This window comes from Binatus sp. (SeqCode), from assembly GCF_049584895.1.
Lineage (GTDB): Bacteria > Desulfobacterota > Binatia > Binatales > Binataceae > Binatus.
Map to the genome: position 1 here is coordinate 1 of NZ_JBAUYR010000129.1, position 21,516 is coordinate 21,516.

Below are 21,516 nucleotides of genomic sequence, written 5' to 3' on the forward strand. Positions count from 1 at the left end.
GGCGAATCTCCTAATCTGGTCAGTTCATCTATCGAACTACATAGTTCAACAAGAGAATGAACTATGCTCTCGCACGAGGCAAGCCGAGCCGTGGATGATAGGCGCGGGTGCAAAGCGAGCGCCTACCACATCTAAACCGCTAATTCATCTCACGTCAATTTTCCATTAATGCGCCGGTAACCTACATTTGCGCAGATACCGACTCGCGCGGCCTTTTCGGTCGCCTATGGGGAGGGAGAACATGCGGAAAACCGCGATCGTAGCGTTATTGGTGATGGCCGGGATGAGCGGTCCCGTCCAATTTGGAGTGTCGTATGCGCAACCCGCTCCAGAGGCAGCCGCGCCCAGCGCGATGGCAGACAAAGATACAGCGATGAAGACGTTGGCGGACGCTAAGAAACGCTTCAGGTTCATGCGCAGCAAATCTTCACAAGACCCACATGCGCAGGCCGATCTGGATCGACAGATTAAGCAGATCAACGGCGTGATGGCCAAGCTGAAGAAGGGTCAAGATGTTCCGCAAAGCGACGTTGACGCGGCAGTCGCGACGCCTCCTGGATTGCACTAACAAAAGAAAGCTTGAGAGAATTGGCTGACGCAATCGATCCCGTCGGCCAGTCCGGGCCGGCGATAGTGCGCTCGCCGGCCCGGTGTTTTTTTGTCTTTTGGCAGGTTCCAGGCTTCACTTGTCAGACATCGAATGTGGTGAGTTGCGACTCGCGAGGTATTCGGCAAAAGAGTCTCAAAGCCGCCAAGCCGGTTTTGAAGATCGGCGGGGGCCTATTCCCCGTCTGCGACGACTTCAGCCTCAAAGCCCGGGACCGAAGGTCAGAGCGTTTGGAGCATCGATGCTGTTACGCTTTCCGTCCGTGGTGATGAATACTTCGGGCTTGGGGCTGCCGCTCGATTCGATCGATCCGGCAGAAAACTCCGCCAGGCTACCGCGACAACCTCCGTGGACGCGGACGTTGGCCACAAACAGATCGCCCGAGCCATCGACCGCAAGACCGTAAGGACCATCGAGGGTTTGGTCGCAATCGCCCTTGTGGTGGGTTGCGCTCAACACTGCCGCCGGGGTGAGATTCTGCGAGAGTCCCGTTCCGGTCAGTTGGCTCGCGGAGAACTGGTAAAGGTTGTTGCCCTGCTGATCCGCCTCCCAGAGGTTGCCGCTGCCGTCGAATGCGATGGTTTCAAGGTGTACAAACTCCGGCAGCGCGATTCCAAAAACTGGATCGATGTTTTGATTTCCGGACGTCAGCGCCGTGATTTGGTCCTTGTCGTACCTGAAAATTTCACCGTTGCCGCCCTGACCGTTAGCCCGGTTCTCGTCGACCACCCATAGATTGCCGGACGCATCGAAGGCCAGGTGGGAGGGCGAGCTGAACTTGAAGCTGTCTGCGTTGAGGATCACATTGGGAGTTGGATTGCCGCTGGCCACATATTGCGCGGGCGTGTATTCGAGGATCACTTTTCCGTCCTCCGCACCCACCCACATGTTTTCTGACGAGTCGAAAACAATTCCTTCCGGGCCGTCCAGATTGCCTCCGGCGTCCTCGGAGATGGTGACGGAGGCGGCAGGATGCGAATGCTTTTCTACTGCGTCCGTTTCCCATTCTGAATGCGGGAACTCGGTGATCGTATTGGCGTTGAAGTTTGTCACCCAAAGATTCTCGTTCTGATCGAACGCGATGGTCGAGGCCCCGGCCAGGTCATTGCTGTCCTTTATGAGGCCATTAGGGGACTGTGAGCCGCCTTTGAGGGTGCTTTGAAATTCCGCGAGCGTCGAGGAATTTTCGTTGGCGACCCAGAGACCAGTTTGCGCAGCTGCGCTGCCGGCCGCGAGCAACAGGCCCGCCAGTACTGCCATCAGGCAGTTAATCCGAGACATACCGAGAGTGTTACCGAGGTTGAGTCGATGGTGCTTCAAGGTTTCCTCCGTAAGATGAAGCGCCGCAGGGGCGGGTAAAGTCGGCAAAGCGCCGGGTGTAGGGATGATTCAGACAGTCAAAGCGTTGTCCCGACGCTCCTCCAATGCGTAGCAATAAAAATTTTAGAAACGCTTCAACCACCGAGGCTAGGAATTTTTGAACGCGAGTCGATAAGGATGACGTTCAATATAACGGGATCCGTCCGTGTCAGATTTTCACAGCGATGGAACGTGTTTCCGACGACTGAGTAAAAATTTCTCGTCGTAGATCGCTACCAAATCCAAATCCTGATGAGGTTGGGCTAAAAGATCGGGAGCAATATTCAGGCACATTGTTTGCTCGTATTCCGAGACCCGAGTGAGCGGACGGATAATAGTCTCGGCCGCCACACCGCGTCGTCTGTCTCGCAAGTACGTAGCGCTTGGGAGGGCCCTCATGCTCCGCACTTCTTTAGCCATAGCGGCACTATGCCTGCTCGGGTTCCCGTTCTCCGCAATCGCTCAACCTCTCGCGATTCCGCCGAACGAAGCCATCTCCGCCCACATGGAGAAAGGACCTGACTTAAGTGACTTCGTGCGCACTTGTCCGCCGGGACTTAACGATACGCCGGCGATGCCGCAGCATTATGGTCAGGCGACGATCCTGAACATGCCGCTGAACCGGGTCTTTGCCATAGGCCAGCAGACCTTCATCACCAATTTCAACGCTTGCGACGGAGCGGGACGTCCCGCCACCACCGGTACCGGCGCTGAGCGTACTCCAGACCCGGCTATGGGACCGCGCTTCACCCGGGTTTCGGCGCCCGAAACGAGCTCGTGCGCCGGATGTCACTCTCAGCCCCAGCCTGGCGGCGCGGGAGATTTTGTCGCCAATGTGTTCGTCCTGGCGCAGGCAGCCGATCCGGTTTCGCGGATTATACTCAATGAGGATTTCAGCAATACCTGGCTCGAACGAAACACGCTGGGGATGTTTGGCTCCGGTGCGATCGAGATGCTTGGGCGCGAGATGACGACTGATCTGCAGGCCGAGCAGCAGAGCGCTATCACCAGCGCCGAGGCATCCGGAGCAAGTGTCACCGTGAACCTGCTCAGCAAGGGTGTTTCATTTGGCGCGCTAACCGCCAATCCGGACGGTAGCGTAAATACCGACGCGGTAGTCGGCGTCGATCCCGATCTGGTGATAAAGCCGTTTTCGCGCAAGGGTGCGTTCCGGTCGCTGCGCGAATTTACGGTGACGGCGATGAATCAGCATCACGGGATGCAGGCGGTCGAGCGCTTTGGCGTCGGCACCGATCCCGACGAGGACGGCGTGGACAACGAACTCCTTATCGGCGACATCACGGCTGTGACGATATTTCAGGCCGCGTTGCCAGCACCTATAGTCTCGACCCAAGGCATCGATCGGGCGACGGCGGTTCATGGAGCCCATGTATTCAACGAGGTTGGATGCACCGGATGCCATATACCGTCGCTTCCGCTCAAGAGCAGCCAGTTTTGCGATCCTGATCCACAAAACCTGGCGGGGACTTTCAACGACACCTCGCAGTCGTATTGCTTCAACCTGTCCCAGACGGGAATCCGCGGGAATTCAGTCGCGGCATATACCGATTTGAAGCGCCACGTGATCTGCGACAGCAACAAGCCCCACTACTGCAATGAGCCCGCCTCACCGTTGCAGGCGTCCGATAGTAATTACGCGATTCCGGGCAATCAGTTCCTGACCGCTAAGCTTTGGGATACGGGAAATTCGGGGCCGTGGGGTCATCGCGGCGATCTCGATACTATCTACGCGGCAATCACTGCTCACGGCGGTGAAGCGACGAACTCGGAGAGTCAGTTCGAGGCGCTATCAAATTCCGATCAGTTGGCGGTAGTAACTTTTCTGAAGACGCTGCAGATGCCGATACTGCCGCCGAACCAGGATCCGAACGTCAACATGTCTAACCGAAATCCGGTTCCTAACGGCCGCTGACACGCAAGCTCGAAACTGACGAGCCTGTAGTAAGCTTCGCGTATCCGCGAAATAGGTAGTGTGATCGGCACCTCGCGGTGATCAGATTGTGGTGGCGGAGGGGGGAGGGAGTCGAACCCTCCGGCAACAATATTAGCCGCCAAGCCGGTTTTGAAGACCGGTGGGGCCACCGGGCCCCTTCCTCCTCCAAGCTATGATTTTGTGGCAGTTTTTCCTCTTATCGCATAGCAGTTGAAGGTGGTTCTGCTTCGGGTTTGGTGCCGTTGTGTTTGCGAGAACCATTGGCCATTTCGGACGCTCGGTGCTTTGCCGGTGCGCGTTTGCGGCCTCTACTAAGCGTTCGTCATGAGTCTGAATATACCTGCGAAACATGATGTTCGTCTTGTGTCCGAGAGCAGCGTCATAGCGACCGAGCGCGAAATGCCCGGCGTCGAATCCAGCCGCGTGGCCGCTGTTCGTCTGAAATCATGCATCAGCTTTCCGGGAAAGTCTGCAGCTTTCGCAGCTTCGCACCAAGCGTCATAGAGCGTGCCGTAAGGAATCGGCCCGACCGTCGCGGTGAAACAACCACGCGATCACCCGCCGCAGTTTGCGTTCCTCCAACGCAATCTGCGCGAGTTGAACGCGAACGAGGTCGCCCAGCTGACGATGAGCATCGGCTGATCGGTCGCGGGCTGGTGCCACAAATAAGATGGAACCACGCAAATCCCGCGCGGATAGGTTTTGGCGGATTCCAACGATTAGCGCAGCAGTAGACCTTCTCTAGTTCCATCGGTGATCGCAAAACGCACGCGCAGGCGCGGATTTCCAGCGATTCTCTCAGATGTGCGGTAACCAGCGGACTGAATGGTGGAGCGAAGTGGATGAACCTCCCCTACTTCCCTTTCCATCGCAAGATTGCCCGCGAATTTGGCGGCTTATTCGCCGCCGAGGCATCGGCAGTTTTAGCGAACCGACGCCAGCCCGCTGCCGGCCCTGTGCGGAGAATGGTGCCAGCCCAGGCCGGCGAAATCTACGATCCCGCCCTAAGACATGTCTCTATCGCGCCTAGCGCCGGACCCGGCGGCGCATCGTCTTCGGCGGCGTCGGGATCTGATTGCCGATGATTGCGTTGTCGATATCGAAGCACTCGGCGTTGCCGTCGAGGTCCTCGATGATCAAGCCAAGCGAATTGCTCACAAACAAAGGCGCGTTAATCCCCGACACCTCTATGTTGATGCTCCATTCGCCGCAAGCCCCGGCAGGAGTTGGCGAAATCTGAACTATTCGTGCCGCCTCGGTTCCGGTAGAAGTGGAGCCGAAGAACGTCCCGTAGCTTACGTGATTGACTGTGTGCACCATGAACGGCGCCAGCCCGAGTATCAGTCCACCGGCAGTCGGATTCGCGCAGCCGCCCGGAAACAAAAGAACTTCGATTCCGTTCAACGCATCATTGCCGCTGTCGCAAGGCCCCGACGGGCTTCTGGAGTTTCACCTGACCGACGCTGCGCTGGGACTGGTGCTCGATGTCGATCCCGATCACAAGTTCGACTCGCTTTTGATTGCGCTGCGCGGACTCGGGATCGAATTGGAGGCGCCGACAGGAAAATCCATCGGCCTACGAGGATTCGTTAGACACGCGGCGATTTTTACGAAATGCCGTATCTTAGGACCAACAATTTGTACTACGGCCCCGATAGCTCTGATGGCGTCGCCGCGCGCGCGGTGAATTCATTGTCCAAGGGCCGCGTAGCATAGCCCTTGTTGATGATACCTATCCAAGGTATCGACAAGGTGAGCCTTGCCCACGACTTGAACTTGGTCTATGTATGCTTTTGGTAGAGAACTTAAAATTCACAAGGGCTATAGCAGTCTCACACTGATGCCCACCCAGCCAAATCGAGGAGTTATCATGAAGAAGAGCGACGTAGTTGTCCCTGCCTCAATGCAGGAGATTCACGACACCTATCACTATTCAGGAGCCGTCAAAGATGGGAAGCGGCTCTTCTGCTCTGGACAGATTGGTTACGGCCCGGACATGGTACCGGCGAAAGATCCTGCGACGCAATTCAAGCAGGCGTTCGAGTTGTTGAAGGAGACGCTGGCAGAAGCGGGGGCGTCATTCGCCGATGTGGTCGAGGTGGTATCGTATCATGTTGATCTACGAGAACATCTGGATACGTTCGTGAAGGTGAAGGACAACTACCTCAAGTATCCCTACCCGACGTGGACCGCGATTGGAATCACAGAGCTTGGACTGCCGGGCGCACTGGTTGAAATCAAGGTAACGGCAGTACTTCCTTAGTCATAAGCAAGCTCGGCCAAAATCTATACCGGGGGATGGTTCGTTGAGCGAATCATCCCCCGGTATCCTATGTTTTCAGATAGGAAGCGTGGTTGTATATTTTACCTGCTTGAGAGCGAAGCTTGATCGCACGCGCGCTACGCTGGCTATTCGCGTGAGTTGATCGAGAACGAATTTCTCAAAGGCTGTGATGTCGGGTACAACGACACGCAGCAGATAGTCCGCGTCGCCCGTCATCAGGTAGCATTCCATCACTTCCGGACGCTGGAGAACCGTCTTTTCGAAGACTCTAAGGGCGTTCGCGGCCTGTTTCTCCAGAGTCACCTGCACGAAAACGCTCACGCCCAGGCCGACTGCGGCAGGCTCAACGAGAGTCACTCGTCGTCTGATTACGCCGCTCTCTTCGAGCTGATTCACGCGACGAAGGCATGGCGACGGCGACAAGCCGACTCTTCGCGCCAGGTCGACATTGGGAATGGCGGCGTTTTCCTGAAGTACACACAGAATCTTCCTGTCGATCGAATCGAGTTCCCGTTTTGGCATTTTCCTCGTCCGGTGGGGCCTGAATTGAAATAATGTTGCTAAATCTACCCGAGTCAGAGGCATATTCGCAATGATTCGACCTTGACACGACCGGTCGCCTGCTGATTTCCTGAACCGCAGTAGTATGATGATTCAGAGCGAGAAAAAGCTGGCGGTCGCCCGCGCTACTCCTGCGATCGATGAACGGATGCTGGACTACCTCACCGCTATGGAAAAGCAGGTGTTATGGTTGTCGAGCTGGATTGTCCATAATGCGAATCATATCCGACCCAAGCGGGACGGCCTGAAGGTCGGAGGTCACCAGGCGTCGTCGGCTTCGTCAGTCAGCCTGATGACGGCGTTGTTCCTCGAAATCCTCAATCCACAGGATAGGGTCGCCGTAAAACCGCACGCCAGCCCCGCCTTTCATGCGATTCAGTACCTGCTTGGCAATCAGACTCGAGAACGCCTGGAGATGTTTCGGGCATTGGGGGGAGCGCAGAGCTATCCCTCCAGGACGAAGGATCACGACAATGTCGACTTCTCCACCGGCTCGGAGGGGCTAGGCGCCGGAATAACTATCTTTGCGGCGCTCGCGCAAGAGTATGTTCGCGCCAAGTCGTTGGTGACGGTAGATAAGCCTCCGGCCAGGATGGTCGCGATCATGGGCGACGCCGAATTCGACGAAGGCAATGTCTTCGAGGCGATGCTCGAAGGATGGAAGCATGACGTCCGCAACGTCTGGTGGATAATCGATTACAACCGGCAGAGTCTCGATCGAATCCTGGACGATGAACTGTACAACAGGATCGAAGGTGTGTTCCGCTCGCTGGGGTGGAATGTTCAAACGCTTAAGTATGGACGGCAATTGGAACAGGCGTTCTCCAGACCGGGTGGCGCTGCGCTGCGGAAGTGGCTCGATTCCTGCCCCAACGATGTGTATTCGGCACTCGTCTACGCCAGTGGCGCGTCGTGGCGTGAGCGATTGCTCGCCGATATAGGACACGCGCGGGGTCTTCAAGGACTGCTTTCGAACTACGACGATGAGTCTCTGGCCAAGCTGATGACGAATCTCGGAGGCCACGACATGGGATGCCTGACCGAAGCATTTCAATCAGTAGAAGACGACCGGCCGTGCTGTTTCATCGCTTATACGATCAAGGGTTATGGTCTCCCATTCGCCGGGCATAAGGAAAACCATTCCGGCCTCATGACGGTGGATCAAATCCGGACGCTGCAGAAGTCGCTCAACATTCCCGAAGGCGCGGAGTGGGAGCCCTTCAGTGCATTGGATAAGCGCGAAGCGGAGCTCCGTGAATATATTCGTACCCGTCCGCTTGCAACCTGTGGAGAACGGGATCATGTGGCGCCACGAACCCGGATTTCCGGGCAGATTCAGACTCCGCCCGGTAAACGGACGTCCACCCAGGAAGCGTTCGGGCGCATCTTGACCGAGATTCCGCGGTCGCAACCAGAGCTGGCGGAAAGAATCGTCACAACCTCACCGGACGTGATGATCTCGACGAATCTCGGCGGGTGGGTGAATCGAAAGCACATGTTCGGCACTCGCCCTCGTGGCGATGTCTTCAAAGAGCTAGGCTTGCCGGCAACTCAGCGTTCGCTGGTCTCTCCCGAAGGACAGCATATCGAGCTGGGCATCGCCGAGAGCAACCTATTCTTGCAGCTCGCGGCTCTAGGCCTGGCAGGGCCAATATTCGGTGTAGAACTCTTTCCGATAGGGACAATCTACGACACGTTCATTGCTCGAGGGCTCGACGCGCTGAACTACGGATGTTACCAGGACGCGCGATTCATACTAGTCGGCACACCTTCCGGTATAACTCTCGCGCCGGAGGGCGGCGCACATCAGGCGATAACAACGCCGCTCATAGGAATCGGACAACCGCAGCTTCTTTCATTTGAGCCCGCCTATGCAGACGAACTCGCAGCGATAATGAATTGGAGTATCCAGCAACTTCACGACAAAGATGGAAGGTCCGTATATCTGCGCCTATCGACACGTCCGGTAGTTCAACCCGAACGCGAGATGAGCGACGAGCTTCGTGAGGCGATACTCGCCGGCGGGTATTGGCTGGTGCCTCCACACAACGGCGCTCAACTCGCGATCGTTTGTTGCGGTTCAGTAGCCACCGAGACGATTGCGGCATTCGAAGCAATTCGCGAAGAAACGCCTGAGATCGGCCTGGCAATCGTAACCTCGCCCGATCGCCTTTACGCGGAGTGGAACGCGCACGACTCCGAGCACGGCCGACGTGGTGCTCAAACACAGATACAGAAGTTGCTGGCGCCGCTCTCTCCTGACGCGCAGATCGTTACGGTGATCGACGGCCATCCACTTGCCCTTTCGTGGGTTGGCAGTGTGCGGGGACATCGAGTCCACCCGCTAGGAGTTACACGCTTCGGCCAGTCAGGCGATATTCAAGACCTATACCATGAGTATCGAATAGACTCCGACGCAATTGTCGAGTCCGTAGCGCGCGCCTGTCTGGACGTCGCCGGCTGGCAGCGGAGCGGCTGATTCATGCCAATCGAAATCCGCCTCGAGAAAATGTCCGACACGATGGAGTCAGCAACTCTCGTGCGATGGATAAAGCAGGCCGGCGAGAAGGTCGCTGCGGGCGAGGTGATAGCCGAGGTCGAAACGGACAAGGCAACGGTTGAGCTCGAGGCCCCCGCCGGGGGCATAATGCATCGTATCCTGATTCCGGAAGGTACCGAAAACATCCCCGTGGGCGAGCTGCTCGCCGTGATCGAATCGGGAACATCGGAGGAAGCTTCGGTCGAACCTAGACCGGCAGTTCCTAAGGCGGAACGGCCTCCTATGAGAGCTGATGTAAGTCGATCTGCTTCGGTACCTCAGCAATTATCGGAAGAGCCGGCGGAGACGATGAGCGTTGACCTGTCGGCCACGTCGACCGAGACCGCGACAATCGATCCGGCATCAGTGAAGCAAGCGCCCACTCGCTCGATCGGCGCGACACCTCTCGCGAGAGCTATGGCCAGGATCACGGGTATAGATCTGGCGTCAGTGGATAGCTCTGCCGGTGATGTGACAAGGGCTCAAATCGAGCAAGCGCTGGGTATGCAAAAGCGTCCGTGGGACGTCGGTAAGACGTCCGCAGGAGTGCAAACTGGCGGTGGGCACCTGGTCAGGCACAATGTAATCCGTAAGGTTATCGCGGCGCGGATGACAGAATCGAAGCAGAAGATACCGCACTTCTACCTGACTATCGAATGTGATGTCAGCTCGGTAACCCAACTCCTGGAGCGGCTCAACCACGAAAAACTTCCTATCCGACTCACACTTACAAGCTTAACGATCAAGGCAGTGGCATCAGCGATTCGCCGCGTGCCTGCGGTCAATTCCGACTGGAAACCGAACCATCTGGTAATGCGCGAAACAAATATCGCCGTCGGCGTAGCGGCTCCTGGTGGACTGGTGGCGCCAGTTATCAAAAGGCCCGATCAGAAGACCTTGCTCGAAATCGCAAGCGAGCTGGAAGAACTCATCAACCGCGCGCGGAACGGCCAACTCACGCCTCGGGACATCGCAGGCGGCACTTTCACCATTTCGAATCTAGGGATGTTCGGCGTCGACACTGTCTTTCCGATCATCACACCAGGGCAGAGCGGCGTTCTTGGCATTGGCGCATCACGCGATTGCCCCGTGATTCGTGATGGGGCCGTAGTTGCGGCAAAAATGATGACCGCGACTTTTTCGGGCGACCATCGCGCAATCGATGGCGCGCAGGGGGCCGAGTTCCTGCGCGATTTCAAGCAGTTCATGGAAGATCCCGCGCGGATGATCCTCTAGGGCTGAACGTGAGCTGTAACTGGAGCACTCTTCTAATATTTCCCCGAGAGAAGCGCACCGGCGTGTGGCACGTTCGCGTCGAGTCCTAGCACTTGCAGCATCTGCCAAGTCGTGCAAATCGCCGCGGAGACCACTGGAATTCCACATTCCGCTTCGACGTGCGGAATCGCGGCGAGCGATGGCATCTGGACGCATGCCGACAGCACCAGCGCGTCGACACCTTTGAGGTCCAGGCGTTTGTAAATCTCAACGAGCCGCATTGGGTCGTGCGCCGCTACCTCGAGATTGTCGGGAATCTCGAGTGCGACGTGTCCAGCAACGCTTAGGCCTTCGCTCTCCAAATAATCAACCACCAGTTTCGTCAAAGGCTTCATGTAAGGTGCTACTAGCGCGATCCTTTTTGCGCCGAGTGCATGCAATCCCGCTATGAGAGCACCCGCACTGGTCACGACAGGCGCCGGCGCGCCGTTGTCGATGGTCCGCTGATGCAGCCGTCGCTCCGATACGCGGTGGTAGCCATGACCCATGCTCATGATCGCGACCAGGCAGGCGTATCCGAGAACGTCAACGCGCGCGTCCGAAAGCTCCGTCGCGCAGCGCTCGGACTCGGCGTCCATCGCGGCGAGCTCTTCCTTGACCACTCGTCGCATTCGCATCCGGCTCGAGTGAAACGTGAATCGCTCGGGAGCTATCGCCTGGCGCCTAATGAGCATCGCCGGGATCTCCGTCTCCATAGTGACATTGGAGCTGGGGACAATCTGACCGATCCGAAATATTTTAGGCATAGTCATTCGACGCGCGGAGACGATTAGAATTCCTTGAGTGTGTCGCGTAGCGTCGTTTTCGTATACTTGGTGCGGACGAGGCCACGTCTCTGAAGGGCAGGGACGAGTTCATCGGTAATCTCGGAGACATATCTGCGGCTGATCTTCATAGAGGGAGACGTTATCAGATAGCCGTCACCACCGACCTCGCGCATCACCTCTCCCATCCTTTCCGCTACCTTATCCGGCGTACCTACCAGCTCGACTGAGGCGAGCAGTCCGCCGGAGGCCTCTATCACCAACTGCCGTAGCTTCTTGCCACTACCCCACTGCGCGAACATATCGAGTGAGCCCTGCTCGCCGTTGGTAGTAAGATGAGGCAGTTCCTTGTCCAGGTCGAACTTCGAAAAATCGATGTCGGTGATCCCCGCGATGAACGCCAGGCTCTGCTCGATAAACGATGGATTAGTGATCATGCGTTGATGTTTCGCCTGCGCCTCCTCCTCAGTATCGCCCAATGTAGGAGTGACGCAAAAGAGCACCTTGATATCATTGGGATTCCGGCCAGCCTCGGCAGCCCGGGCAAGTACGTCGTCGCGATAGCTCTTCATTCCCTCAACGCCGGCGCCGATCGCGATAATGCAATCAGCATACTTGGCAGCGAAGGTTCGTCCTCGCGGCGAACCTCCTGCCTGCAGGAAGACAGTTCGGCCGTAAGGCGACGGAGCAGTGTTCAACGGACCGCGCGAACTGAAAAACTTCCCCTTATAGTTAATCGGGTGAACCTTCTTATAGTCCGCATAGACGTCCGTTTCCCTATCCATGACGATCGCGCCCGGTTCCCATGAATCGAAAAGCTGGCAGACCAGCTCCATATACTCGTCCGCCATGTCGTAGCGGAGCTGGCGGTCCGGTAGCTTATCCAGCCCGAAATTCTGCGCGGCATGGTTCTCCGCGGTGGTGACGATGTTCCAGGCGAATCTCCCGTGCGAGATATGGTCCAGAGTCCTGCATAGTCGGGCCAGCAGGAACGGAGGGTAACCCATTGTTGAAAGAGTAATGGCTATGCCCAGATGACTCGTCGCCGATGCCATGAGCGCCGCGAGCGGAGCCGGGTCATGCTGCGGCACCAGCAAGGCATGCTTGAGATAGGTCTCCATGGATCCGCCGTAGGCTTCGGACACCATAAGTGTGTCAGCAGCCATGATCAGGTCGAAGCAGGCCCGCTCCAAGGCTTGCGCCATCTCGACGTAAAACTCACCGCTCCAGGGGGAACCTCCGCCGCCGAAAGGTCCATTCCATTCGTCCGGGGAGAATTCCATGAACCAGCCCATATGGAAGGGTTTTACCGACATTTTCGTCCTCCGCTACAATGGCATGTCTTAGATATCAATAAGGTTTGAAAGGCTTAACGTCATTTTTACGATGGAAAATTTTATCACATCCTGCTAATTAAGGCCAAGGTGAGTTGAAGAAAATGACTGCAATATTCCCAACATCGTTAGTAGGTTCTTATCCCCAGCCGGATTGGCTGATCGACCGCCAGAAGCTGGCTGGCCGCTTTCCGCCACGCGTGCGTGTGAGGGATCTCTGGCGCGTCGCACCCGAGTGGCTCGATCAGGCACAAGACGACGCCACGCTGCTCGCCATTCGCGATCAGGAACGCGCGGGACTGGACATAGTCACCGATGGCGAGATGCGGCGGGAAAGCTACTCCAATCGCTTTGCAACCGCGCTTGAAGGCGTGGACATCGACAATCCGGGCTCAGCGCTTGACCGCAGCGGACACCCCAACCCGGTGCCGCGGGTGGTCGGTCCTATCCGGCGTAAGCATCCGGTCGAAGTGCGTGACACACAATTCCTCCGGGCTAATACGGACAGACTTATCAAGATGACAGTGCCCGGACCCTTCACCATGTGCCAGCAAGCCCAGAATGACTTCTATGAGGGCGAGGAAGCCCTGGCCATGGCATACGCATCTGCGGTCAACGAGGAGATCAAGGATCTGTTCGCCGCGGGTGCTGATTTCGTGCAGATAGATGAGCCCTACATGCAAGCCCGTCCGGAGAAGGCGCGCCAGTACGGACTGAAGGCGCTCAATCGGGCGCTGGACGGTGTCGAGGGCCGCACCGCCGTTCATATCTGCTTCGGTTATGCGGCGATCATCCACGAGCGGCCATCAGGTTATTCTTTCCTGCCAGAACTCGCAGAATCCCGCGCGCATCAAATATCGATCGAGACGGGTCAATCCTCGCTGGACTGTTCGGTCCTTTCGAAGCTGACGGGTAAGACGATTATTCTGGGCGTGCTAGACCTATCCAACAATACGGTTGAAACGCCCGAGATAGTGGCGAACCGGATCAGACGCGCCCTGCCCTTCGTAAGTCCAGACCGGGTTATCGTCGCGCCGGATTGCGGGCTCAAATACCTGCCGCGAGAGGTCGCGTTCGGGAAAATGAAGGCGATGGTCGACGGCGCTGATATTGTCCGCGCCGAATTCGCTCGCTAGGATCGCTCAATCGAGAAAGATGAGACGAAGCGGGCGTTGAGATTGCTCCTTCAACGCCTGCCACGTCTGTTTGCAGTCTCAGATTCAGGACGACAGTTCGTACTCTATGAGCTCATTGGCGGCCTGGAAATAGGCCTTGCGAAAGGCCAGGTCGTCTTCAAATGGCCCGGGTTCGACCAACTTGTACCGAAGCTGGATTTTGACCGGATTCACGTCGAAGGGATATGGGTCAAACTTTACTTTGGTCGTACTCAAGGGCGTCATCTTCATGCGGACGCCTTCCTTGGGAGCCTTGCTGTACGAGACGGGTACGGGATCAATATAGTCTTCGCCGACTTCATGGCAGCAAAAGTAGAGTCCCAGGAGATCCCATACCTGCAATAGCCGGTAGTTGAAGTCAAAGGTATCGGCGTCGAAGCCGGCCTTGATTTTTTCCTGCCATTGCTCGTTCCTCTCGATGAATTCCGCGATCTCGGGCGACGGCTTCGAAAGGTTGTATCCCTTCGGGTATTTGATCGTCTCGTACCTCGCCTTCCATAGTCCGGTACGATGCCTGCTCATGAGGAGCGCAGAGTACGGATCCTGGTTGTTCATCCAATCGAGCAGCCACTGATAAGCGGCAAGCTGCGATTTTCCCAGCGGAAGCTGAAGGAAGCCATACGGCTGATGCGAGCTGGGATCTATCCGGGGCGAGGTTTCGTACAGCAGCCATGCGTAGTCGTGATAGATCGCTCCGCGGACCACTGAGTCATATGGCTTGGGGGAATCAAATAGATTGTTTCCCCAGTGAGAGGCCATTTGACCTACCAACTGAGAATGATCGGTCTGCGCTACCAGAACACTCTTATTTTCGCGGTTTCCACGTAATATCATGGCACTTATGAGACCTTTGCCTTCATGACAGGCCGTTTTCGAACAACCTATTGAGCGACGTAACCACCATCCACAGAAAGAACGGCACCTGCGACAAACGACGCGCGATCCGAACTGAGCCAGACTATAGCTTCTGCGAGCTCCTCAGGCGAACCCATCCGGCCTATCGGGACGCGGCTGTTGATTGCCTCAACTATCCCGGGCTCACCTTTCACAATCGCCTGCACCAGGGGAGTATCGACAGGACCTGGACACACCGCATTGACGCGGACTTTCGACGAAGCAAATTCTATCGCCGCGGTCTTGGTCAAACCGACGACCCCATGCTTGCTGGCCGAGTATGCCGGCATCCGCGATGAACCTACCAACCCGAAGTTCGACGATATATTAACTATTGATCCACCGCCACGGCGAAGTACCGCTGCAATTTCATATTTCATGCAGAGCCACACGCCCTTCAGGTTGGTGCCGATGATACGATCCCAGTTTTCTTCCGAGCAGTCGACCGTAGACGCGAGTTCACCCTGAATTCCCGCACTATTGACTGCCAGGTCGAGACCGCCGAACTTACTCACCGCGAAATCAACCAGGTCTTTCACCGCGCGATCGCTCGATACGTCAACTTTTTGCCAAACGGCTTCGGCGCCTGATTTCTTAATCGCTTCGCAGGTCGACGCGCAAGCGTCCTGGTTGACATCGGCCAAAACCACGCGCGCTTTTTCCTTCGCAAGCTCGAGCGCGACCGCCCGGCCGATGCCGGTCGCACCGCCGGTGACCAGCGCGACCTTGTTTTCCAATCCTAACTGCATGAGTACTTCTCCGAAATGAACGCTGCTTTCAAAGCAATAGCTTTGTGATTAAGGTTTTGGTTCGTACACGACCTTAAAGCGAAGTGAATCCATTCCGCCAATCACCGTTGGCTGACCGTATAGCTCGACAGCATGCGACACTTCGACGAGCGACATAGTCATGTACAGCAAGCGCTTGGTGTCCTGCGGCATTTCCTCCATGGAAAACTGCTTGAAGTACTCAACGATTCGATCGATGTGCTTCATCATTGCATCGTAAAAAGCTTTGAGCTCTGGCATCGTCGAAGTCACACGCTTCTTATTCCGCTCACCACTAGTGGGCAGAACCCACTCACTGAACCGTTCCAATTCGGCGAACTCTTTAGGTAATTGAGCATCCATGTCCCAACGCTACACGCAGTCAACCCCGCGCGACCTCGTCTCGAACCATCTTGTGAAAGTGCCTAATCTGAATTTCTTCATCCTGGAGCTGAAAATGAGTGATAGCTCCGGTGTTCAGGCTCGACTGAATTTCTTCGTGATTACTCGCATCCTCCTGCCATAGGTCTCGAAGGCGGGTAACCCGGTATTCGATCCCGAACCGCTCGGCCGGATTCCTCGGCGGCGGACCGTACAGGTTTATCTCCCAATGCGTACGATCGACGCCCTCGGGCCACATATTGTAAGTGAGATAGCTCTGGCCCAGGAACAGGACGCAGAAATTCGGGAAAATCGTGTAGAAATCGAACCAGCCCATCATCTGGGGAAGCTTGCCAGTCGCAGGGACCAGCTTGTCGATGACTTTCTCCAGCTCAGTAGGCCTCTCGACAGCCTCCTCTTCTACCGCGTAAACCGTGTGCCGGCCGAAGCGCTTGAAGGCGAGAGTCCTCGTGAAGTGCAGAGCATTGCGAGGGCCGAAAACCGGAAAGCTGCGCTTGTGCAGAAACGGCAGGTGATAGATCTCGTTTTGCGCATCCAGCAGGACCTTCCAATTGGTTTTCTCGTCTATGTTGTATGTAAAGATGCGCGGCTGTGCTTCAAACGGATAGCCTTTCAGCTGCTCGGGCAATCCGCCCAGATATTCGTGCAGAGTCTCGGAAGGATTAGGATCCAGATTGATGAAGATGAATCCCTCCCACACGTCGGCCGCGATAGGTTTCAGACCGAGCTTTGCTTTGTCGAGCTCGTAAAAATTCGCCTCATCCGACACATGTTTGAGCTTGCCCTGCTGGTCATAGGCCCAAGCATGGAATCTGCACACGAACATGCCGTGACAGTGACCCTTGTCTTCCCAGGCTAGCCGGTTGCCGCGATGCTTACAGACGTTGTTGAATGCCCTGACCTTTCCGTCCTGCCCGCGCACGAGCAAAACCGAAGTTTTATTGACCTCAATATTCTTTACAAGGTAGTCGCCGTTGTGCGGGAGATCCTCGTCCCGCGCAACGTTCAGCCACATCCTGCGGAATATTCGGTCCCGCTCAAGCTCGTAGAATTCTTCGGAGGTACAAGGCTCGACAGGCACCGGTCCCGTACCCAAATCAAGGTTGTCTTTGACCCAACGATGATTCTCTAAAACGGTCTTCATAAGTACCCTCCGCAGCTAACGAACCGCCTATTTCCAGAAGCCAAGTTTGCGTGGTTCACGGACCAGCGTATCATTGGTGAAAATCGAAGTCGGCAGCCCGGGGTCGAATTGCAGTTGCGTCAACCACGCGTCGCCCCTGAATCCGCTCTTCTTATCGTCCACGAACAGCGAGCCCCAGACCTGGTACCAATCGGGAGCGGGGCTGCCGTCGGGCATTTTGCCCTCTGACCCTGTAATAAGGCCGTGCACCACATGCCGCTGCACTGCGCCCTTCTCGTCGTACTCCTCGCTTTCCATGGCGGTGAGGCTCTGCAGCCCGCACTTTATCCGGCGCTTGGCGTACCACCAGCTAACGTCGGGTTTCGGCGTGATTTCGAGTATCACTGCAACATCGCCAGCCATGTCGACTCGCTTGACATCCGGATAGTCATTGGGACCGTTGCCATGTACCGACGGATCGGCTTTGAAAAGTTCGTATCCTACAATTTTGTAATTCAAGTCCGGCAACGCTCTCACGTGCGAGACGTCCTCGTAGCGAAAGATGGTGCCCGGGAAGAATTGCTTTGAAACAGCACCTGCCAATCGCCGCACCTTGCGCACCGTCGGCGTGTACCAGGTATCTTGCGGGTGCTGGTCGCGTCCGAAGAAGTCTGTGGTTATACCAGACTGTCCGCGCACTTCCTCGGGGTCAATCGCGATCCATTCATAGATGTGCGACACTACTCCTCGCTGGCTGGCCGGCAGGTACTCCTGGTTGGTTCCGCCAACAAAGGCCATGGCGATCTCCATGAAGTGTTCGGTCTCGCGCAGGTTTCCATTTGGCTCGACAACCAGGTTGTTCCACATGTCGGCTTCACCCTGGTAGTAGGGACCATAGTACGACCATGCGATGCATCGATCCATCAGATCGTCGGGGTCGAGCTTGTCCCGCTTGTCGATCGGAACGTCGAACGGGAACGGCTTTCCCGATGTCCACTGAGCATAGTAGGCGGGCCCCTGCTTTTTGAGAGTGTCCTCGTACCAGGGCTTTGCTTCCCAGGTAAAAGAATCGTCGCCCCATTTCACGAGATAGGTACCCGGCTTGGATCCCGGTGTGATGCTGTAAGGCTTGCCCGCGATCATTTTGGGGACCTCGACCGGTGCGGTCGAGACGGGAGCCGCATTCGCAGTCGTGTCCGCTGCGTAGCCCGTTCCGGTCACGCAGATCAGCGCGAATAGACTGATTGCTGAAATTAGTCGCCGCATCTCTACTGTTCTCCTTGTGCTCGCCATCTCATTTCGTTCGTTGATTGCCTATGACAGTTAGCGACATGCTCGAAGCCCGCTAGATACTACGAGGTAGCGAACCTTTTGGATTGCATGATTCCAGCGAAACCTCGCCATGCTCATCACCAATAAAGACTTCAGCCGGTGGTCAGCGAATGAATCACTTCGGGGGACATGGGAAGCCGATCGATAGTCTTCCAACCAAACGATGATGCCAGTGCGTCGGATATCGCATTTGCGATCGCCGGGGGCGGCGCGACCGCTCCACCCTCTCCCATTCCTTTTATACCGCCCGCCGAGATGGGACAGGGAGTCTCAATATGACCGAATTCAAGCGGCGGAACATCCGAGGCTGTCGGAATCAGATAGTCCATCAGGGACGTCGTCAAAATCTGACCGCTCTCATCGTAGCGAATATGCTCCAACATCGCCATTCCAATCCCTTGTGCAACGCCACCCGCGATTTGTCCTTCCACGATCATGGGATTGATCATCCGGCCGCAATCTTCGACGACCAGGTATCGAACAATCTTCACGAAGCCGGTAGCGGGATCAACTTCCACTACAGCGACGTGAGTGGCGTTGGAGTACGGCGTCGGGTTTTTATAGTGCTCGTGCGCCTCGAGGCCGGGCTCTTCGTCTGCGGTCACGTCGGCGGTGTAGACGGCGGCCTGTGCGACATCGCGCAGCGTCATGCTCTTGCTGGAAACTCCCTTGACCGAAATTTTGCCATCCTTGACTTCGAGATCGCGCGGACTGACCTCCATCAGGTTGGCGGCCACTCGAATCATCTTATCGCGAATCTTCGCAGTCGCGTTGATTACCGCACCGCCGCCCGCCGTCGCGCTTCGACTGCCCCACGTGCCCCATCCATAGGGAGTCATCGCGGTATCACCCTGGATAAAGGTCACGTCTTCCACTTTGCAGCCCAGGCCATCCGCAATCAGTTGCGCGTAAACGGTGGCATGGCCTTGACCGTGGGAATGGGTTCCGACGGTTAGGGTAATACCGCCGTTGGGGTCGACGCGGATATGCGCTGACTCATAACCCAATCCATTCTTGATGCCCATCTTGCGCCAGTACTCGAAGCCGAAGGTCGACTGCTCGATCAAGGAGCTAAAGCCGATGCCCAGATATTTCCCCAGCTTGCGCGCCTCGGCCTGCTCCTTGCGGAACTTGGGGTAGTCAATCATCTTGACTGCCTTTTCGAGCGTTTCCGGCGAGCTTCCACTCTCATAGACGAGCCCGGTAGCTGAGACGCACGGGTAATCACTGGTCGGGATGAGGTTCTTGCGGCGCAATTCCACCGGATCCATCTTGAGCTTGGATGCCGCGAGATCCAGCATATGCTCCATCAGATATTGTGCCGCCGGCAATCCCACTCCGCGGTACACACTTGATGTCGTCTTGTTGGTCGCGACCGCCATCGCTTCGACCCGCACAGTGCTAATCTTGTACGGACCTGGGCAGGCTATCGATGCCTGCGATGGCTCGAGCGCCGGCGTCCACGGATAGGATGTATAAGCGCCGACGTCGCCGATGAACTTGGCCTTCAGACCGAGGATCGTGCCGTCCTGCTTCAGTGCCAATTCTCCGTAACAGACTTCGTCCTTTGCGTGATACGAGCCGTAGAGATTTTCGCGCCGATCCTCGATCCACTTGATGGGACGGCCAAACTCGCGCGTCAGCAATGCGAGCACCAGTTCCTCGGGAAAAATGTGACACTTGAGCCCGAAGCCGCCGCCAACATCGGGGCTGATGACTCGAATGGCGTGCTCGGGATAGTCAATCGCCTCGGCAATCCTCGTCCGCACCATGTGCGGCATTTGACTCGACGACCACACCGTCATCTGTTTGAGGACCGGATCGTGATGCGCAATGACCGCCCGATTCTCCATCGGAGCCGCGCAATGACGGTTCATCCGGAAGCGCACCGCGAACTTAAGATCAGCCTCAGCGAATACCTTGTCGACTTCGCCGACGTCCAGCTTGGCGGTCAGCATCAGGTTGTCGCCCCACTCCTCGTGGACCAGCGGCGATCCCGGCTTGGCCGCTTCCTCCGGATCGAGAATCGGAGTCAGTGGCTCATATTCGACCTCGACCAGCTCGACTCCATCCTCGGCGACGTAGCGATTGGTGGCTACCACTGCGGCGATGATGTCGCCTACAAAATTGGCCTTTCCTACCGCGATGGCATGAAAGTCACATGCTTTGTATTTTCCTGGAAAGTCTTTCTCCGGAAACTCGACTCTTATGGGCTTGCAGAGTTTCTTCGCTTCTTCGCCCGTCATCACCCGCACTACGCCCGGATGCTTGAGCGCTTTGATCGCGTCAATCGATTTGATTCGCGCGTGGGCATAGGAGCTGCGAACGAACGCAACGCTCAGTGTGTTTGGCAGATTCAAATCATCGACGTAATGCGCCTGACCCATCAGGAAGCGGGGATCTTCCACTCGCTTTACGCTTGCACCAAAGGCTCCTGTAACTGCCAAGGTAGGTCTCCTTTTGGCCGGTCGCGACTGATTTTGAAACCGGCAGGCGCTGAAAAAAATTACTTTTCAACGCCTGCCTGTCTTCGAACCGTTAAGACAGGCCCTCAGCCTGCATCGCTGCCTTTACGCTCGGCCGTGCGGCTATTCGATCGGAAAAGGCTTTCAGCCCCGACCAGCGACCGAGATCGATCCCGAAGTACTTCGTCCAGCTCAGAACCACAAACAGGTAACCGTCCGCGACAGTGAAGGTATCGCCGAGCAGATATTGCTTGCTACCTAGACTCTTGTTGACGTAGTCGAGCTCGGTACCGATTCCTGCGATCGTGGCTTTCTTCTGATCCTCGGTGATCGCTGGATTGAACAGTTGGCCGAACCTCTTGTGCAGTTCGGAGGCGGTGTAATTTAGCCACTCCTGCAGGCGATAGCGGTCGAAACTTCCGGCCGCGGGCGCCAGCTTCGAGTCAGGCTTTTGGTCGGCAATATACTGTACTACGGCAGGCCCTTCGGTAAGGATTTGTCCGTTGTCGAGTTGCAGCGCAGGGACAGCACCCTTCGGATTCACTTTGCGGTAGTCGGCACCGCTCTTGGTCAGCTTCGTTGCCAAATCTACCTGCTCAAAATCAAACTTCAGTCCTGCTTCCCTCAATGCTATATGCGGTGACAGGGAACACGCCCCCGGGGTCAGATAAAGTTTCATGG

At 56.4% G+C, this 21,516-nt stretch carries 18 protein-coding genes and 1 tRNA gene; 6 read left to right on the forward strand and 13 right to left on the reverse strand.

Annotation, left to right across the window (positions count from 1 at the left end; genetic code table 11):
• Positions 1-241: 241 nt before the first annotated feature.
• Positions 242-568 carry a hypothetical protein gene (locus tag WB650_RS21600; RefSeq protein WP_423962000.1) on the forward strand — a complete coding sequence of 109 codons (327 nt, stop codon included), beginning with the start codon at positions 242-244 and terminating at the stop codon, positions 566-568.
• Between the two features lie 240 nt (positions 569-808).
• Here WB650_RS21600 and WB650_RS21605 read toward each other — a convergent pair whose 3' ends face one another.
• Positions 809-1,867 (reverse strand): hypothetical protein, encoded by a 1,059-nt coding sequence (locus WB650_RS21605; protein ID WP_423962001.1) that lies wholly within the window; start codon positions 1,865-1,867, stop codon positions 809-811.
• A gap of 496 nt (positions 1,868-2,363) precedes the next feature.
• Here WB650_RS21605 and WB650_RS21610 point away from each other — a divergent pair, with 496 nt between their 5' ends.
• Positions 2,364-3,899 (forward strand): hypothetical protein, encoded by a 1,536-nt coding sequence (locus tag WB650_RS21610; RefSeq protein ID WP_423962003.1) that lies wholly within the window; start codon positions 2,364-2,366, stop codon positions 3,897-3,899.
• A 92-nt stretch (positions 3,900-3,991) separates the two neighbouring features.
• On the opposite strand, the gene WB650_RS21615 is transcribed toward WB650_RS21610, so the two are convergent.
• Positions 3,992-4,087: transfer RNA gene (locus WB650_RS21615), tRNA-Sec, on the reverse strand.
• A gap of 859 nt (positions 4,088-4,946) precedes the next feature.
• On the reverse strand, positions 4,947-5,324 hold the full coding sequence (locus WB650_RS21620) for a hypothetical protein (protein WP_422303716.1): 378 nt from the start codon (positions 5,322-5,324) through the stop codon (positions 4,947-4,949).
• A gap of 466 nt (positions 5,325-5,790) precedes the next feature.
• On the opposite strand from WB650_RS21620, the gene WB650_RS21625 reads away from it, so the two are divergent.
• A complete protein-coding gene (locus tag WB650_RS21625) occupies positions 5,791-6,183 on the forward strand; it encodes a RidA family protein (protein ID WP_423962005.1) in 393 nt (130 codons plus the stop codon).
• A 75-nt stretch (positions 6,184-6,258) separates the two neighbouring features.
• Here WB650_RS21625 and WB650_RS21630 read toward each other — a convergent pair whose 3' ends face one another.
• Entirely contained in the window at positions 6,259-6,726 is a 468-nt protein-coding gene (locus WB650_RS21630) for an Lrp/AsnC family transcriptional regulator (protein WP_422303719.1), read from the reverse strand.
• A gap of 127 nt (positions 6,727-6,853) precedes the next feature.
• Here WB650_RS21630 and WB650_RS21635 point away from each other — a divergent pair, with 127 nt between their 5' ends.
• Entirely contained in the window at positions 6,854-9,244 is a 2,391-nt protein-coding gene (locus WB650_RS21635) for a 1-deoxy-D-xylulose-5-phosphate synthase N-terminal domain-containing protein (protein WP_423962007.1), read from the forward strand.
• Positions 9,245-9,247: 3 nt separating this feature from the next.
• Complete coding sequence (locus WB650_RS21640) at positions 9,248-10,540, forward strand: dihydrolipoamide acetyltransferase family protein (RefSeq protein ID WP_422303721.1); 1,293 nt, start codon at positions 9,248-9,250, stop codon at positions 10,538-10,540.
• A 32-nt stretch (positions 10,541-10,572) separates the two neighbouring features.
• On the opposite strand, the gene WB650_RS21645 is transcribed toward WB650_RS21640, so the two are convergent.
• Both WB650_RS21645 and WB650_RS21650 read right to left on the reverse strand, forming a co-directional pair.
• Positions 10,573-11,325, reverse strand: a complete 753-nt coding sequence (locus WB650_RS21645) for a maleate cis-trans isomerase family protein (protein ID WP_422303722.1) — start codon at positions 11,323-11,325, stop codon at positions 10,573-10,575.
• A gap of 23 nt (positions 11,326-11,348) precedes the next feature.
• The gene (locus tag WB650_RS21650) at positions 11,349-12,659 is read right to left on the reverse strand and encodes an NtaA/DmoA family FMN-dependent monooxygenase (RefSeq protein WP_422303723.1); all 1,311 of its coding nucleotides are present in this window, start codon (positions 12,657-12,659) and stop codon (positions 11,349-11,351) included.
• Positions 12,660-12,781: 122 nt separating this feature from the next.
• Here WB650_RS21650 and WB650_RS21655 point away from each other — a divergent pair, with 122 nt between their 5' ends.
• Positions 12,782-13,813 carry a uroporphyrinogen decarboxylase family protein gene (locus WB650_RS21655; RefSeq protein ID WP_422303726.1) on the forward strand — a complete coding sequence of 344 codons (1,032 nt, stop codon included), beginning with the start codon at positions 12,782-12,784 and terminating at the stop codon, positions 13,811-13,813.
• Between the two features lie 84 nt (positions 13,814-13,897).
• On the opposite strand, the gene WB650_RS21660 is transcribed toward WB650_RS21655, so the two are convergent.
• From WB650_RS21660 to gstA, 7 genes are all read right to left on the reverse strand, one after another.
• Complete coding sequence (locus tag WB650_RS21660) at positions 13,898-14,686, reverse strand: DUF3891 family protein (RefSeq protein ID WP_422303724.1); 789 nt, start codon at positions 14,684-14,686, stop codon at positions 13,898-13,900.
• A 47-nt stretch (positions 14,687-14,733) separates the two neighbouring features.
• Positions 14,734-15,495: an SDR family NAD(P)-dependent oxidoreductase gene (locus tag WB650_RS21665; protein WP_422303725.1), complete on the reverse strand. Its 762-nt coding sequence runs from the start codon at positions 15,493-15,495 to the stop codon at positions 14,734-14,736.
• A gap of 48 nt (positions 15,496-15,543) precedes the next feature.
• Positions 15,544-15,876: a hypothetical protein gene (locus tag WB650_RS21670; protein ID WP_423962010.1), complete on the reverse strand. Its 333-nt coding sequence runs from the start codon at positions 15,874-15,876 to the stop codon at positions 15,544-15,546.
• 19 nt (positions 15,877-15,895) lie between these two features.
• Positions 15,896-17,059, reverse strand: coding sequence for an aromatic ring-hydroxylating oxygenase subunit alpha (locus tag WB650_RS21675; protein ID WP_422306082.1), 1,164 nt, complete (start codon positions 17,057-17,059; stop codon positions 15,896-15,898).
• 27 nt (positions 17,060-17,086) lie between these two features.
• Entirely contained in the window at positions 17,087-18,304 is a 1,218-nt protein-coding gene (locus WB650_RS21680; RefSeq protein ID WP_422306080.1) for an outer membrane lipoprotein-sorting protein, read from the reverse strand.
• Between the two features lie 158 nt (positions 18,305-18,462).
• A complete protein-coding gene (locus WB650_RS21685) occupies positions 18,463-20,778 on the reverse strand; it encodes a xanthine dehydrogenase family protein molybdopterin-binding subunit (protein ID WP_422306078.1) in 2,316 nt (771 codons plus the stop codon).
• 130 nt (positions 20,779-20,908) lie between these two features.
• Positions 20,909-21,514: a glutathione transferase GstA gene (gene gstA / locus WB650_RS21690; RefSeq protein WP_422306076.1), complete on the reverse strand. Its 606-nt coding sequence runs from the start codon at positions 21,512-21,514 to the stop codon at positions 20,909-20,911.
• Positions 21,515-21,516 lie beyond the last annotated feature (2 nt).

Bases quoted from the DNA above. Each gene is read 5' to 3' on its own strand.
- WB650_RS21665 (WP_422303725.1), bottom strand. From the start codon at position 15,495: ATGCAGTTAGGATTGGAAAACAAGGTCGCGCTGGTCACCGGCGGTGCG.
- WB650_RS21600 (WP_423962000.1), top strand. From the start codon at position 242: ATGCGGAAAACCGCGATCGTAGCGTTATTGGTGATGGCCGGGATGAGC.
- WB650_RS21605 (WP_423962001.1), bottom strand. From the start codon at position 1,867: ATGGCAGTACTGGCGGGCCTGTTGCTCGCGGCCGGCAGCGCAGCTGCG.
- WB650_RS21680 (WP_422306080.1), bottom strand. From the start codon at position 18,304: ATGCGGCGACTAATTTCAGCAATCAGTCTATTCGCGCTGATCTGCGTG.
- WB650_RS21645 (WP_422303722.1), bottom strand. From the start codon at position 11,325: ATGCCTAAAATATTTCGGATCGGTCAGATTGTCCCCAGCTCCAATGTC.
- WB650_RS21635 (WP_423962007.1), top strand. From the start codon at position 6,854: ATGATTCAGAGCGAGAAAAAGCTGGCGGTCGCCCGCGCTACTCCTGCG.
- WB650_RS21630 (WP_422303719.1), bottom strand. From the start codon at position 6,726: ATGCCAAAACGGGAACTCGATTCGATCGACAGGAAGATTCTGTGTGTA.
- WB650_RS21650 (WP_422303723.1), bottom strand. From the start codon at position 12,659: ATGTCGGTAAAACCCTTCCATATGGGCTGGTTCATGGAATTCTCCCCG.
- gstA (WP_422306076.1), bottom strand. From the start codon at position 21,514: ATGAAACTTTATCTGACCCCGGGGGCGTGTTCCCTGTCACCGCATATA.
- WB650_RS21625 (WP_423962005.1), top strand. From the start codon at position 5,791: ATGAAGAAGAGCGACGTAGTTGTCCCTGCCTCAATGCAGGAGATTCAC.
- WB650_RS21610 (WP_423962003.1), top strand. From the start codon at position 2,364: ATGCTCCGCACTTCTTTAGCCATAGCGGCACTATGCCTGCTCGGGTTC.
- WB650_RS21670 (WP_423962010.1), bottom strand. From the start codon at position 15,876: ATGGATGCTCAATTACCTAAAGAGTTCGCCGAATTGGAACGGTTCAGT.
- WB650_RS21675 (WP_422306082.1), bottom strand. From the start codon at position 17,059: ATGAAGACCGTTTTAGAGAATCATCGTTGGGTCAAAGACAACCTTGAT.
- WB650_RS21660 (WP_422303724.1), bottom strand. From the start codon at position 14,686: ATGATATTACGTGGAAACCGCGAAAATAAGAGTGTTCTGGTAGCGCAG.
- WB650_RS21640 (WP_422303721.1), top strand. From the start codon at position 9,248: ATGCCAATCGAAATCCGCCTCGAGAAAATGTCCGACACGATGGAGTCA.
- WB650_RS21655 (WP_422303726.1), top strand. From the start codon at position 12,782: ATGACTGCAATATTCCCAACATCGTTAGTAGGTTCTTATCCCCAGCCG.